The organism is Pseudoalteromonas sp., assembly GCF_041629635.1.
Taxonomy (GTDB): Bacteria; Pseudomonadota; Gammaproteobacteria; order Enterobacterales; family Alteromonadaceae; genus Pseudoalteromonas.
Window position 1 is genome coordinate 1 of sequence record NZ_JBFKMX010000100.1, and the last position, 13,775, is coordinate 13,775.

Here is a 13,775-nt window from a genome sequence, read left to right on the forward strand (position 1 = left end):
ACAATCGTCACCAGCGTTATCTTTATTATTCTTACAGCGTGGTCAACTTATGTATTTTCTGCAGCTGGCGCGATTATAAAGTTACCATTAATGCGTTTAGCACTAACAATCATCACTTTTATTTATTTGTTGCGTGGAATTTCCGGTTTTTTCTTGATCAACTATTCGATGGGGCGAAGCCCTGAATTTTGGTTCTGGAGCTCAGCAATTTGCCTAACAATCGGTTTACTTCACCTTATTGGCCTAAAACAGCAGTGGGCAAATTTATAGCTTTTTATTTGATTGAAATAATTACAAAAAGGAATGTACTTTGTATCAGTTATATTATTATCCGCTTAATGCCAGTATGGCGCCACACTTTATGTTGGAAGCGTTAGCGGTTGAGTATCAGTTAATTAAAGTTGATAGGAAAAATAACCAGCAAAAATCAACTGAATATTTGGCACTTAATCCTGCAGGGCGCATTCCTACCTTAATTGATAACGGCAATGTGATTTTTGAAAGTCCTGCCATTTGTATTCATTTAGCTGAAAACCACCCAGATGCGAATCTTATCCCGCCATTAGGTGATAGTAATCGCCCGGTATTTTTCCAGTGGATAATGTACTTAACCAATACAGTTCAAGCTGAACTTATGGTGTATTTTTACCCTGAAAAACACACGCTGGAGCTTCAGCACACAACACAGATTATTCAGGCGCAAGAAGCACGCATTACTGAAATGCTCGCGCTACTTGATAAAGAGTTAACAAATAGAGATTACTTGGTTGGGCAAAGTGTGACGGCCTGTGATTTTTTCTTGTTTATGTTGTGTGTGTGGGCTGATGAATTTAAAAAGCCACCGCTCGCTTTTACTCATTTATCACGTTATTTAAAACAGCTTGCAAAGCATCCGGCTATACAAACCGTGTGTGAAAAGGAAAACTTAAGTTTGGCTGATTACCAATCGCTGTGAATTCCATAAAGTCGCTCAGTATTACAAAACTAAGCGACTTATCACTGTGGCTATTCTTCTTTTGTTAAAAGCCCCATTAACCCCACCAAGGCCGCAAAGAGAACACCAGCTACAGGCCAAATAATCCAAGTAACGCCCCAGTTCATTGTCCATAAACTCCACGCCAAGAAAATAGCGAGTACCATTGGCCAGTAAAAGGGCGCTAGTTTGATCGCATTGCGTTCGTTTTGAGTAAGTTCTCGGTTTTTATCGCCCTCGTTCAAAATATGCTTATATGCTTCGAACTCGCTTGATGTTGGGATAATTATCCAAAGGCCCAGCGTGACTAAAAATAATAATACCGCGAGCATTAGTAAGGTGAGATCAGCGCGACCAATCAACATCACAACAAGCAGTAAAGGGACAGTGCTACAAATAAACAAGGTAACCGCGAGCGATACTTTATTGTTGTAGCTGGGTGTAAACGCATCGAGTTTTTCGCTAATTGCACTGTGTACACCGTACATTAGCTCAAACTTATTCTTTTCTATGAATGTAAGGTTGCGCTTAAATCCATTAGTTTGAATTACCAGCCTTACACCTGCTGCAACCATTAAAAATATAGAAATTATGCCCATCACCGTTGCCACTTTTTTATCTAATGCAACACTTACGGTGTTTGATAATGCTAATAAGAAAAATAATGGTACGGCTGAGCAAACAAAAAATGCAACGCCTTTTGCTGTGAGTATCGCTTGCTCTTTTTTCGCCTTGATATAGTCCAAAGCTTGCTCAAGACTTACTTGATTAACCTCGTTGTTGTCTTGCTCTGTTAAATGCTCTACCGCTTCAATTTCATCTTTTAATAAGAAGTCAGTTGAGACATTAAATAGCTCGGTCAATTTAATTATTTTATTTAAATCAGGAATGCTGTTGGTGCTTTCCCATTTGGAAACCGACTGGCGTGAAACACCCATTTTTTCGGCTAATTCTTCTTGTGACCAGCCTAGTTGCTTTCGGCATTTTATAATTTTCTCTGATAGGATCATTTTATTTTACTCTGTTTGTGAACTTGCCTTCAGATTAGTAATAACGGTGGTTGCACACTAGCAAGCTGGCGTGGAATCTTGTCAACTGGCAGTTGCATTTGTCCTTTTATAAAAGGAAATAGAAGTCTCATGATACTCTAAGTGTGCTAAGTCTATTGCTATTTATTTTAACGCTGGTGAGAAAAAATTTGCAGCTTAATTAGTCTTATGTATTACTGTGATATTATTTGATTTTGTTATTCAAAACCCACGAAGTGATTTAAAATCAATCATTTGATGCTGTTGATTCTAATTTTCCCATCAGTTTTAATGTAAATTCTTTTGCTATAATATATAAACTGATAAGTTTTACATCTAAATCATTTTTTCTGGATTAATAATGGATTGGCTCGCGGAAGAATCCGAACAAATCACTAATATTCGCAAACCATGGAAAGTGGTTATTGTTGATGACGACCTAGAGGTACATAAAGCTACTAAATTGGCAATGAAGTCATTTGAATTTATGGGCCGTAAACTTGATTTTCTGAGCGTATACAGTGGTGCTGAAGCAAAAATATTGCTTAGAGAGCATCATGATATAGCTGTTATTTTACTTGATGTCGTAATGGAAACAGACGATGCGGGATTAAAGCTGGTTAATTTTATTCGAAAGGAGTTGGGTAATTCTGATACGCGGATTGTTTTAAGAACGGGTCAAGCAGGGTTCGCGCCTGAGAGAGAAGTTGTTAAAAACTATGATATTGATGGCTATAAAGCAAAAACAGAGATTACCATAGATAGCCTTCATCATTTATTTTATGTTGCACTTCGCTCCTACCGTGATATTGCCCGTTTGGGCAGCTACAAAAATGCGCTTAAAGCCCTACTTAACTCAGTACTAAAAGTTGACCGCTTTAATGATATCGAATCATTTTCCGTAAATTTACTAACTTATTTAACTGATGTCCTTGATGCTTATGAAGCAGAGCTTGTGATTAATAAACGTAAGGCATCAGTGATCAACATTAAAAGTACCAACACTACGCTTATTAATGCGCAAGCTGCAAGCTCATCAATAATTGACATGCCAGCGTTTATTGACGCTGTGACATCAGCTAAAGATATTGTTTATCAAGGTAACTTTGCGGGGATTTATTACCAGTATGATGATACTGAAGCAGTAGTTGTATTGGAGGTTGATACCGAGCTTGATAGAAATGCAATTGAATTGGTCGAAATTTTTACTGAGCACGTATGTGCTTTAGTTAATAAAGTTAAAGGAGTTGAATAATGCTCAACTTTAACATTGATAAAATTATTACCTCGCTAAAGTCGACTTACGGAAAAGATTTTTTAGATACCATAACAATGCAATTGCATCGCTCTATTGGTTCACAATTTACTTTTATTGCTAAGTTAGATATTGAGCGAAATGTATCGAAAACTATGTCATTAGTTGCAGGCGATGAATTTGCAGATAACTTTGAATATTCACTCGAACATACGCCTTGTGCCGATGTATCAGATGATTCTACTTGTATTTTTCCAAGTAAAATATGTAGTTTGTATCCTAAAGACCAACTTTTGGTTGATATGGGCATCGATGGTTACATTGGCTCACCATTGCATGACTCAATGGGAGCTGTTTTTGGGATTGTGGTGGCGCTTTACAATAAACCGATAAAAAATGCGCAAGACGTAGCATCACTTTTTGAACTGTTTGCTGGGCGTATTTCTGCTGAAATTGAACGTGCAGAAAAAGAAAAAGCACTGTTTGAGCTTAATCAATCGCTTGAGCAAAAAGTGGCTTATCGCACCTATGAGTTAGAAACAGCACTTATACGTCTAAAAAATTCGCAAAAACAACTGATTGAACAAGAAAAGCTAGCATCGTTAGGGCGCTTAGTGGCCGGGGTTGCGCATGAAGTAAATACGCCTTTGGGTGTGGCTATGCTTGGAAATTCCACAGTGTTATCTGGGATTCATGCTTTAGCAGCTAAATTGAACCAAGGTACGTTAAGTAAACATGACTTAGAAGAGTTTATTGATGATGCACAAGAAGCCAGTGAAGGTGTTGAGTTTAATTTAAATCGCGCGAGTGAGTTAGTGGTCAATTTTAAACAAATGGCCACTGACTTTCACTCAGATCCAAAGAGTGAAGTAAATCTAGTTGAATGGGTCAATTCTATTTCTACCAGCTTAAAGCCAATGCTTAAAAATGCTGGCATAAGGTTATACCTTGAGTTACCTAAAGAGGACTTAATAGTCACTTCGTTCCCTTCACGTTTGGCGCAGGTAGTTACCAATCTGGTATCAAACGCAATTAAGCATGCTTTTCCCAGCGCATTTGATGTGGCTGAAAAAAAGATTACTATCAAGCTAGCTGGTAATCCATTCAACTACACGTTAGAAGTTGTTGATAATGGCATTGGTATGGATGAAGATACCAAAGAGCATATACTTGATCCGTTTTTTACAACCGATCGCACTTCAGGTGGTATGGGACTGGGTATGAGTATTGTGCATAATTTGGTTACAGGCTCATTAAATGGGCAATTGCATATTGAAAGCAGGCAGTTTAAAGGTACCAAAGTGAGTATTCACTTTGATTCAACAAATGTCGATAAAAACCTTTTACAAGAGAGTTTTAAACGTGCGACAGCTGACCATTACCAGTTCTACACTAGGTTCCATGAAAAGCTGGTTAATTGCGATGCGGTAATTGCCCAGTTATTTGCGAGTGTTGATATGGCTCATCAGCAGTCCATGATCTTACAGTCAGTTAATCTAATGATTGAAAACCTCGGGCAATTTGATGTCTTTTTCAATCACAAAGAGACTCAAATGGTGATTGATAAGCACAAAAAAATGGGTATTGATATAAAACTGCTTACTCTTTGGAAAGATTGTTACATTGAAACACTTGCGGAATATGATAATGCATTTGATTCTATAACCGCCAATGCGTGGGAAAATATTTTAACCGAATATACCACACGTTTTTTATCGCAATTGAAATAAACTGATGTAGAGATGTTGTTTACCTAAAGCAAGCCAACAGTAAATGCGCATGTTTATTGCGGTTGTGCTTATTTTGCTATTTTTAGCTGCTTTTAAGCACAAAAAATCAGCAGGGTAAACAATCATTTCAGCATTAGGCTTTGCCAACTACAAAGATCAATTCCGTTCACATTGCAAATCACGATCATAAATTGCGTTGGTTTTCTGATAGTGTGCAGGGAGTAAAAAATTAAACCCCTGTTATTTGAAAAAGCCTTCGGATATGTCAGTTTTGTAGCTAGGCAATGAGACACCCGTTTTACCCAGTATCATTTCGGTTTTAGTATGCAGTATTCCTCAAAAGTGCAGGTTCTTTAGCAGGTTGAGGTTTGTTTTTTAGTTCTAAGCGATATTTTGGATAAGTTTGAATAAGATTCTCCACCAATCTAACTATATAAATTTCCAGTAAACATTTAATCGAACACCAAGTAGGGTTTGTTGGTATTTGTGTTGCTGAGTATCGTGAAGACCTACTCATTTTTGATAGCCTGAGTAAAAAGCGCAATGGACTAAAAGACAAACCGATAAATATTTGAGCTTAGTATACATCGTAAATACTCTAATTATGCAGGAAGTGATTTTAAAAAAGTCACAAAAAAATCATTTGAAGAGCTTTTACCGCGTTATATTTTTATCGGCATTGGTCTGGAGGTTCAAGGTTGATCTAACGAATAAAACACACTCTAGGCGTTACCTCTATTTGAAAAGTAACAAATGGTTAGTGGTTGGCGTAACAGAGTTCAAGTAGGTATATGCAAGGTTTTTATCGTACATTTTTTACAGTGATAAATGTTTAAATCGTGCTACCCACTTGCTGAGAAAGCAGGCACTTTGAATACTAGATAATTTGGTACCTATGGTGGTGCGATAGAGGTGTAAAATTTCCATACTTCAGCCAAGAACAATATGAGTAAAGATGCCAAAGCCAAATTTTAAGAGTGACTTTAAACTGCTAATTATCATCACTTTAGCGATACTCAGTGTGACTGAAAAGTTGCTTTTGCAGATTTCGTTGGCACTTGGACAGACGTCTCACAAAGAAATTAAAAGAGTTTACAACGCTTTTTAGACGGTCGCTCATGCAGTTTGATGTAATTGAGAAAAATCAAATATTACTTTTAAAAATCTTACGAAGACAAATGCTAAAAAGCACCGGCAATTTAAATATCAAAGACTACCTTCTGCTACAACAAAGTAAAATAAACAATCATTTTTCGCGATATCGGGACGCGTGGTGATCATAAACATATTTAAGCTTTTTTTAGTTGTTAATCTCTGTTGTTTGATACTAAAAAAAGTACTTATATTTGAGCCATCGTCCAGCATAACTTGCTCAAAACTATCTGATTTCATGTAACCCAAAAGTGTGCCAGCCTGAGTGACACCAAAGTTGTATTTTTCGATATTGGGCAAAATTGTTATATCTGCATACGGATTAGGCGAATCACCATACACTAAGTTAACGCCTTGCTTTAATTCAAAACGCCTTGGGTGTTTAAGGGTTTGCATAGAATGTTGTTGTTCAATGTTCTCAGAACTCAGTAAGTTAACTAAGCCTTGATAAACTGTTAAGTCAGCTTCTTCATCTTGGCATCCACCTCCTTCAATGGTGATAACAGGGCAATTAAAATCACACTCCATTAATGAACCGAGCGATATATCTGTAAGTATTTGTCGATAGCAAAAATAAGATGCAATAGCTAGATGTTGTTCTGAGGTTTCCGTTACCACTGCGAAAGCAGGACCGCTCCCGCTGGTATTGTGAATATCTAGCACAAATTCGGGGCCAAGCGAGGTTATGTAATCTTTAATAGATTCGGCAAGCTTACCTTGGACATCGTGATAAGGAGGAGAAAAACAGCGATTGAGATCGCGTTTTCCCGGTAACATACGGTGGCTAAACTCAGGCTCTGTCTTCGCTGCCGTCACAGAAGCCACGATAATTTGAGTATTAAACATGGGTTTAAAGCCCTGCTTAAACAACTGAAATAACGCTTTTATCCCAGAGGGTTCGTTACCGTGTAATAGGGTGGTGATGATGCGTGTTTTACCTGTTTTTCGACCTTTAAAATGAAAGACTGTCGGTCCCGAGAGTGAACGTAAGAATTCATGAACTGTAATATGGTTATCAACTTTATGATTATCAAACACATGTGAAAGGTTAATAGCTGTCATGAAATCACCTATACTGGCCAGTTAGCAACAGGTTGATTTTGTCCTGAGTGTTGACAATAACACTCTAACATCGCACTTAATGCTTGATCTTGAGATAGGTGTTTTAATAACTCTTGATATTTCTTCAGTTGCCATATTGCTCCATTTTGTCTTTGAACTAATCTTGCTTCGATAATCGCTAATAACATTTCAGTTTCGTTATTATTAACTTTCAACTCGTTAAGACCTTGCTTCGCTTTGTCCAATAAACTTAATGCAATATCTATAACATTCATTTCTATTAACTCAGTTTGCTCTAGTTCAGGCCAAACTAATTTAGCATTTAAGCCATGTTGTGCTGCACGGTAAAAATTGTAATCCGCATAACGAAATGGCATGCAGGTGATCAAGTTATCAATGGTATGAGAATAATACTGTGTTAAGCCAATCATGAAGGCGGCGTTTGCCATCATATCTTGGATGGTGGGACCTGCCGGCAAGCTACGAAATTCGATGCGAAAATGTGCGCTTTCTCCTGGTTGAAAGACTGCTCTATTCCAGTTCCAAATGGTGCCATGATGTAAGCATAATTCTGCAAATGGGCTTGCGCTACACAAAGGAATGATTGGCTTAAACAACCTAACATTTTCAGCAAACAACTCCCATGCATCATTTCGCACCCAACCATGACCGAAATTAACTCGTGCAGGCTGATGCCAATTGAGTTCGGTAGCTGCGCGGGCATCAATTGATTGCTTAAACAAGGCAACTCGGGTTTCATGCCAGAGCTTTTTCCCAAAAAGTAGAGGCGAATTGGCCGCAACTGCTGTAACTATGGGTGTTACAAGTTGTGCGGCATTAAACATGCTTTTAAAATTCGCACTCGGTACCTTTAAATGAACTTGGAACGAGGTGTTTGCTCCTTCTAATGTCACTTGTGGGCATTGCATTTTTAGTTCGTCACTACCGTGAATATCTATCTCAAAGTCATCACCTTTTAAGCTAGACAATTGCCTTGCAAGTACAAAATAACGTGGCAGTTCGGTCATATATTGCTGGTCGAGATGATGAGGTGTTAGCGTTGGTAAAATACCTATGGGAATTACATTGCCGTGATAGGCTTTTAAGTGTTTTTGCAGTCGCTTCAGCATATCGTCAAGCTCTTTTGCCATTTGACCAAATGGATTGCCACTGGCATTTACGGGGCTTAAATTAAACTCTAAATTATATTTATTAAGTTCTTCTTGAAGTTGCGAGTTTGCGATATCTGAAATTACTTGTTGATTGATAGGTAAAGGAGAAAGGTTTTCATCTACCAAATACATTTCAAGTTCCGCGCCAATTGACGGCTCGCCTTCGTTAGCGAGACCGTGATCAATTAAGTTTCGCAGCTCTGCCAGTTGCACTGCAAGTTTATTATTAAAACTACAGAAATCGTGGTCGGTAAAATGCGTCCGTTGAATATTCTGTCCCAAAATATGATCCCTTTAAATACATTACTTTAAAGGTAGCAGGGGCTTAATATTTTTCCTCTATCATTTACTTATTTTAACTTGAGTACTTTCCTTCAACTCTTAAGTAGCAATTTTCCTAACTTGTCTTTTTTTCAAAAACTTATGAGATACAAGATTAATGAACCGTTCCAGACTCACGATTAATGATAAACAAGGGTTTACTCGGGTTGTGAGTTATAACGTGCAAAGCGCAATGGATATCAAGCATCATCTCATAGTGTAGTGGCACATGATGTACCAATGTACCAAACCGAGGTCAACTCAAACAAATGACTAAACTTGCATAAGACGCATTTCATAAAAAAAGATGTACGGGTACTCGCTGACAAAGAGTACTTTAGCCAACTTGAGATAAAGTCCACAATTGAATTAGGTGCAGAGCCTGTCATGCCAAAGAAGGATACTTCTTCTTTAGAGCAAAAACATATTTAATCGTTTTTTATTTAAATATGATGCAGAAAAAGATATCTATGTCTGTCCCGCAGGTAATGAGTTGCAAAATCGAATGCAGGTATTTGAAAGTGGAAAATACCTTGATGTTTATTTTAACTGCATTGCTTATCGAGATTGTCCCGTTAGAAGCAAGCGCAAAAATCTAAAAGGCATCCTAGGTGAATACGAGGGTGGGTATTTGAAGAGTTAACAGAGCAAACAATTGAAAAGCTGGAAAATAACCACGAATTAATACTTCATAGAAAACAAACAGTAGAGCACCTATTTGGCACTATAAAACTCTGGATGGGAACTATGCATCTCCTTACTCGTAGGTTTAAAAATGTCAGTACCGAAATCAGCCTGCTTGTGCTGGCATATAATTTTAGAAGAATGTTAACGATTATTGGAGCTAGCGGCTTAAGCAAAGCGATTAGACTTGCGTTGCAATAGCAACTTCGCTCGCCTAAATAAAACGGCTATGCCGAGAAAAACCGTTAGAAACCATCTTCGATGGTTTCTAACGAAAAACACAGCTAACAAAATATACTCAAAATCAGTTTTTACACAGCCTGCGCTCATTACTGCCTATCTTCGTTTTAAAATGGGTAACACTTCTGCTATTTCGTTATCTAACATATCCAGAACACTAGCGAAGCTATGCTTAGGTAGCCAACCTAATTTGGCTTGTGCCGCTGAGGAGTCATAAACACGGTCTAAACTTGCTGGCAAAGGCCAGCCTCTTTGCTCAAACGCTATCGCTATTTCAGGGCACTTTTCCTTGATTACTGCACTTGCATTATTATAAAGGCTTTCGCAGTCATTGAGGTTAAATGGTGTAAAACCAGAAATAATAAAACGATTAAAACCGCTTAATCGTTTATCTATGGCACATGAGTGGGCATTTGCGACATCTCGCACATCTATACCGCGAGTAAGGCGATATACGGCCATTAAGTCTGCGGGTTCGGGGAAGCATCTAGACATTTGCAATACTGTAACTGGAAGAGTGAAAAGGTTTGAAATTTCATTCAATTTGTGTTCAGCAAGTATTTTACTTTTGTGGTATATAGACTTAGGTTGGGGCTTGATTTGCTCCGTTATCCAGCTCGTTTTACCTTCAGAAGATGAAGCATAACCATAAAGTGCGGTTGTACTGGTAAAGACAAAGTGCTTAATTCCCGCTTTGATCCCAGCTAAGGCCAGGTGTTCGGTTGCATTTACATTGACCGCTAAAAATTCTTCGTCAACCCTTAACCCAACATGTGGTGCATGAAGTGCTGCGGTATGAACAACTGCATCCACTCCTTCAAGGGCTTTAGAAATTAACTCGCCATCACCAATATCACCGACAAAGTCTACCGTTGAGCAAGGGGTTTTATCCAAGCCAACTACATCATGATCTTTCATCAATTTGATATAAATAGCACGCCCAACTCTTCCGGCAGAGCCTGTTACCAATATTTTCATTCTTTGTGCCTTTTACTATTTGAAATGCGTTGCAGCCATCGAAGTATTATTAGGTATGCTGATTATAATTGTCACTGAGTAAGCCATTCAAATTTATACTAGAGCGTGTTGAACTTTGCTGTATCTTTCTGCAGCAGTTTGTTTAGTATTTAGACAAGGTAGCGCGATTGTCGTGATTCTACATAAATGAGCGATAACACAGTATAAATGCTAAACAAGCGCTGCCAGTAGGGGCAACCTAAACCGTTATGCTCTTTGTTGTCACTTTTTGACTTACCCCACAAAGCATACAAAGCGACGCCGCGATCAAAGCGGTTTGAATTTGAACAGAACTTAGACCGCAAAAAATCAACACGATATAAAAAGAGCTTCAACGCACTTTCAGTGTTCAATTGTGACCTTGAGGATTGTTTTTAAGGTTCATTTCAGCTTTATTCAAGCCAAAAAACAAGCAAACCCTTCTGTGGATTTGGTATCTACTTGACTTAATTGATTAAATAAAATGCCGGCTTGGGTGCGCCTGTTTAGGCCAAGTTTACGTAAAATGATGGATACATGTAGTTTTACAGTAGTTTCTTTCCTCCTATGCGAGGCATAAATTGTTGTCAGTACATCACTAACTCTTTGACAGGTTTTAGTTGTTCTACCCGAGCTGCCATTCTAGCTATGGCTTGATTATAACCTTGCGGTGTTATGTCGTAAGCGCGACATAACGGAGCAAATTTTATTTCATTGTTTGATTTTGCATTTATGATAGTTCGAATATGTACTTTTTTCGCAAACCAGCGCCATACTCTTCATCCTTTATAATATTTTTTTAAATAAATCTGTTAATTCACGCTTGAGACCAATCTAATTTACCATGTTTGATTAGCCAAACCTGTACTGTACTACTAGCTTGGATACCATAATGCTGCTGGCTTGCTTGTAAGTGAAATCGCCTTATTCGACTTGTTCAAAAACGGCTAATTTAAAAGCGATGGAATAATCTCGTTGAGTAGGTCTGCTATTTGATTTCAATACACTCTCCAAATTAAGTTTGAAAATTATCAACATTATTTAGCATAGGTCATCTGCAAAATTAAAAGGAGCTGAGTACCTCCCCTTTTTATAAATTTCAGTTATCTAAATCGAGATGTCATAATTGTGATTATGACATTGATAATAATCACACCTAAAGAAGTACTACAATAGGCGAATTAATGTGTGATTTTAAAGCTAAGTATTGTGATTTATTGTGTTGTGGTGACATGAACTGGAGTTGAAATTGGATATTGAAATACTAGATAACCCTGAGCAAGAGCTGACGGATTACCTTACTGACAAAATTAGAGAGTTCAACTGGGCGAATTGGGAAGTGCAAGAAAGATTACCTTTGGCTGCGCAATTAAAAAGTGATTCGGGTGAGGTAATTGCTGGGGCTTCTGCTCGCACGTTTGGTGATTGGCTGTTGCTCGATATTTTATGGGTGTCGGAGGAGTTACGAGGTCAACAAGTCGGTACGCAATTGCTTAATAAGATTGAAACTGAGGCGAGAAAGCGAGGCTGTAAAAAATGTTTGCTAGATACGTTAAATTTTCAAGCGATGCCTTTCTATAAAAAACACGGCTATATCACTCAGTGGGTACAAGAAGGTTACCCAAAAGACGGTTGCAAATACTTTATGGTTAAAGAGTTATAACTGCTGGAGTTCATAGATTTTGGATATTGCATATAGTTATGCTCATTTACCATAAAAGCAAATTAATTCAAATTGTTAGTTTTACTTTATAAGGTAGAAAATACTGATCGGCACTATTAAAGTGCACTATGGTTAGGAAGGATAAATCAATAATAATATAAACAGTGAGGTTTAGTTGGGCGAGGTGGTGAGTTGTTGCTTTAGCCAAATTGTTGCGTCTGCTGGGTTTTCAAAAAAAGCGATATTTTGCTGTTTAAGTGCGGGGGTACGCGCGAGTAAGATTTGCTTGGTGACGTTGTTATCAATAATAAAGGCTTTTGCAACAATTGCTTGCAGATTTAACCATAGGTTGTAGTTTTCAAGCTCTTGGTATGCTTCGGGTGTACCACCTTCCACTTCAAGATTGTTTATAATCATTGCGAATGGTTGGCTTTGAAAGGTATTGACTAAACGTTTAATTTCCGAGGCGTATTTCTGTACGGATTGACCATTGAAACTACCAATGAAAGCAGCAGAAATAATACGATCACTGATTAAGTCGATTTTACATTCGCCATGACGATGAGAAGCGTTGAGTTTCATAAATAAACTAAAACATAAATAATGTTAATTGTAACTGATTTTAAAGGGTATATGTAGTTAGCAATTGCTATTAGATAGAGAGGATAGAGCTGAGGCAAGTTAGGTACTTGCCTCCGGAATATTTGCTTATAAAACCACTAGGTTTTCAGCTTGAGGTCCTTTTTGACCTGTCGTTACAGTGAACTCAACTTTCTGACCTTCAGTTAGGGTACGGAAGCCGTCACCAGTAATAGCACTAAAATGTACAAATACGTCTGGTCCTGATGATTGCTCGATAAAGCCAAAACCTTTTGATTCATTGAACCACTTAACAGTGCCGTTTACTTTTTCTGACATGATATAAATCCAGTATATAAATAGGGGTGTAACAATTGCTCGCAATGAGCGTGAATAGCGTCAAAATAAAGCAAAGTGTTAGTGACTACAGGACGTCGTACAACATATTCGGCGAAATGAAGAAATAATACTGTAACTCAACTTATTAGCTACTAACTCAAGGTAACTGGCATGTTAGTTAAAGTCAATGATAATTTGATGACAAAAGAAGGAAGTTTTTGTCCAGCACTTGTCTGTTTATTGTTCAGCTGGGTTGTGCGAATTTAAATGAAGTGATAACCCACATAAATTCGTAATTACTTGAACAAAAATGATAATTTTAGTTTTTTTAATTAAAATTTTGGCATTCGTAATCACAATTAATAGAAGTGGGTTTATTTATTTGTGAAAAGTATTTCCCTCTTCAGCAATAATGATTCAGTTCTCGCAAATCTAAACTAACAAGTGGTAATTAATTAGTCTCTCTGTCGTAAATAAATTTATCTTCTGATGCTCTAGTATCAAAGTGGCTAGACCAATAAAAAGAGGCTAGTTTTAGGAAAAAACGAAATTTATCAACTATTGTTAAAGGCATCAATAAA

At 37.7% G+C, this 13,775-nt stretch carries 11 protein-coding genes and 3 pseudogenes; 6 read left to right on the top strand and 8 right to left on the bottom strand.

What is annotated here, in order from left to right:
- Together ABYD77_RS13530 and ABYD77_RS13535 are read left to right on the top strand one after the other, a co-directional pair.
- Positions 1-270 (top strand): annotated as a pseudogene (locus ABYD77_RS13530) (hypothetical protein); the annotation flags it as partial.
- Between the two features lie 40 nt (positions 271-310).
- Positions 311-955 carry a glutathione S-transferase family protein gene (locus tag ABYD77_RS13535; protein WP_372770659.1) on the top strand — a complete coding sequence of 215 codons (645 nt, stop codon included), beginning with the start codon at positions 311-313 and terminating at the stop codon, positions 953-955.
- 50 nt (positions 956-1,005) lie between these two features.
- On the opposite strand, the gene ABYD77_RS13540 is transcribed toward ABYD77_RS13535, so the two are convergent.
- Positions 1,006-1,983 carry a helix-turn-helix domain-containing protein gene (locus ABYD77_RS13540; protein ID WP_372770660.1) on the bottom strand — a complete coding sequence of 326 codons (978 nt, stop codon included), beginning with the start codon at positions 1,981-1,983 and terminating at the stop codon, positions 1,006-1,008.
- A gap of 379 nt (positions 1,984-2,362) precedes the next feature.
- Between ABYD77_RS13540 and ABYD77_RS13545 the strand changes: the two genes are divergently transcribed.
- Both ABYD77_RS13545 and ABYD77_RS13550 read left to right on the top strand, forming a co-directional pair.
- Positions 2,363-3,256 carry a DUF3369 domain-containing protein gene (locus tag ABYD77_RS13545; protein WP_372770661.1) on the top strand — a complete coding sequence of 298 codons (894 nt, stop codon included), beginning with the start codon at positions 2,363-2,365 and terminating at the stop codon, positions 3,254-3,256.
- The gene (locus ABYD77_RS13550) at positions 3,256-4,986 is read left to right on the top strand and encodes an ATP-binding protein (RefSeq protein WP_372770662.1); all 1,731 of its coding nucleotides are present in this window, start codon (positions 3,256-3,258) and stop codon (positions 4,984-4,986) included. The genes ABYD77_RS13545 and ABYD77_RS13550 overlap by 1 nt, the downstream gene beginning before the upstream one ends.
- A 1,206-nt stretch (positions 4,987-6,192) precedes the next feature.
- On the opposite strand, the gene ABYD77_RS13555 is transcribed toward ABYD77_RS13550, so the two are convergent.
- Together ABYD77_RS13555 and ABYD77_RS13560 are read right to left on the bottom strand one after the other, a co-directional pair.
- The gene (locus tag ABYD77_RS13555; protein WP_372770663.1) at positions 6,193-7,200 is read right to left on the bottom strand and encodes a succinylglutamate desuccinylase/aspartoacylase family protein; all 1,008 of its coding nucleotides are present in this window, start codon (positions 7,198-7,200) and stop codon (positions 6,193-6,195) included.
- Positions 7,201-7,208: 8 nt separating this feature from the next.
- Positions 7,209-8,654, bottom strand: coding sequence for a glutamate-cysteine ligase family protein (locus tag ABYD77_RS13560; RefSeq protein ID WP_372770664.1), 1,446 nt, complete (start codon positions 8,652-8,654; stop codon positions 7,209-7,211).
- Positions 8,655-9,377: 723 nt separating this feature from the next.
- Between ABYD77_RS13560 and ABYD77_RS13565 the strand changes: the two genes are divergently transcribed.
- Positions 9,378-9,578 carry a hypothetical protein gene (locus tag ABYD77_RS13565; RefSeq protein ID WP_372770668.1) on the top strand — a complete coding sequence of 67 codons (201 nt, stop codon included), beginning with the start codon at positions 9,378-9,380 and terminating at the stop codon, positions 9,576-9,578.
- A 135-nt stretch (positions 9,579-9,713) separates the two neighbouring features.
- Here the strand turns inward: ABYD77_RS13565 and ABYD77_RS13570 are convergent, their stop codons facing one another.
- The 3 genes and pseudogenes from ABYD77_RS13570 to ABYD77_RS13580 all read right to left on the bottom strand — a co-directional run.
- The gene (locus ABYD77_RS13570) at positions 9,714-10,595 is read right to left on the bottom strand and encodes an NAD-dependent epimerase/dehydratase family protein (protein WP_372770665.1); all 882 of its coding nucleotides are present in this window, start codon (positions 10,593-10,595) and stop codon (positions 9,714-9,716) included.
- 435 nt (positions 10,596-11,030) lie between these two features.
- Positions 11,031-11,174: pseudogene (locus tag ABYD77_RS13575) on the bottom strand (DNA-binding response regulator); the annotation flags it as partial.
- Between the two features lie 265 nt (positions 11,175-11,439).
- Positions 11,440-11,651: pseudogene (locus ABYD77_RS13580) on the bottom strand (hypothetical protein); the annotation flags it as partial.
- 211 nt (positions 11,652-11,862) lie between these two features.
- Here ABYD77_RS13580 and ABYD77_RS13585 point away from each other — a divergent pair.
- A complete protein-coding gene (locus ABYD77_RS13585; RefSeq protein ID WP_372770666.1) occupies positions 11,863-12,276 on the top strand; it encodes a GNAT family N-acetyltransferase in 414 nt (137 codons plus the stop codon).
- 171 nt (positions 12,277-12,447) lie between these two features.
- Here the strand turns inward: ABYD77_RS13585 and ABYD77_RS13590 are convergent, their stop codons facing one another.
- Together ABYD77_RS13590 and ABYD77_RS13595 are read right to left on the bottom strand one after the other, a co-directional pair.
- Positions 12,448-12,858, bottom strand: a complete 411-nt coding sequence (locus tag ABYD77_RS13590) for a hypothetical protein (protein WP_372770667.1) — start codon at positions 12,856-12,858, stop codon at positions 12,448-12,450.
- Between the two features lie 126 nt (positions 12,859-12,984).
- Entirely contained in the window at positions 12,985-13,194 is a 210-nt protein-coding gene (locus tag ABYD77_RS13595; protein ID WP_040134885.1) for a cold-shock protein, read from the bottom strand.
- Positions 13,195-13,775 lie beyond the last annotated feature (581 nt).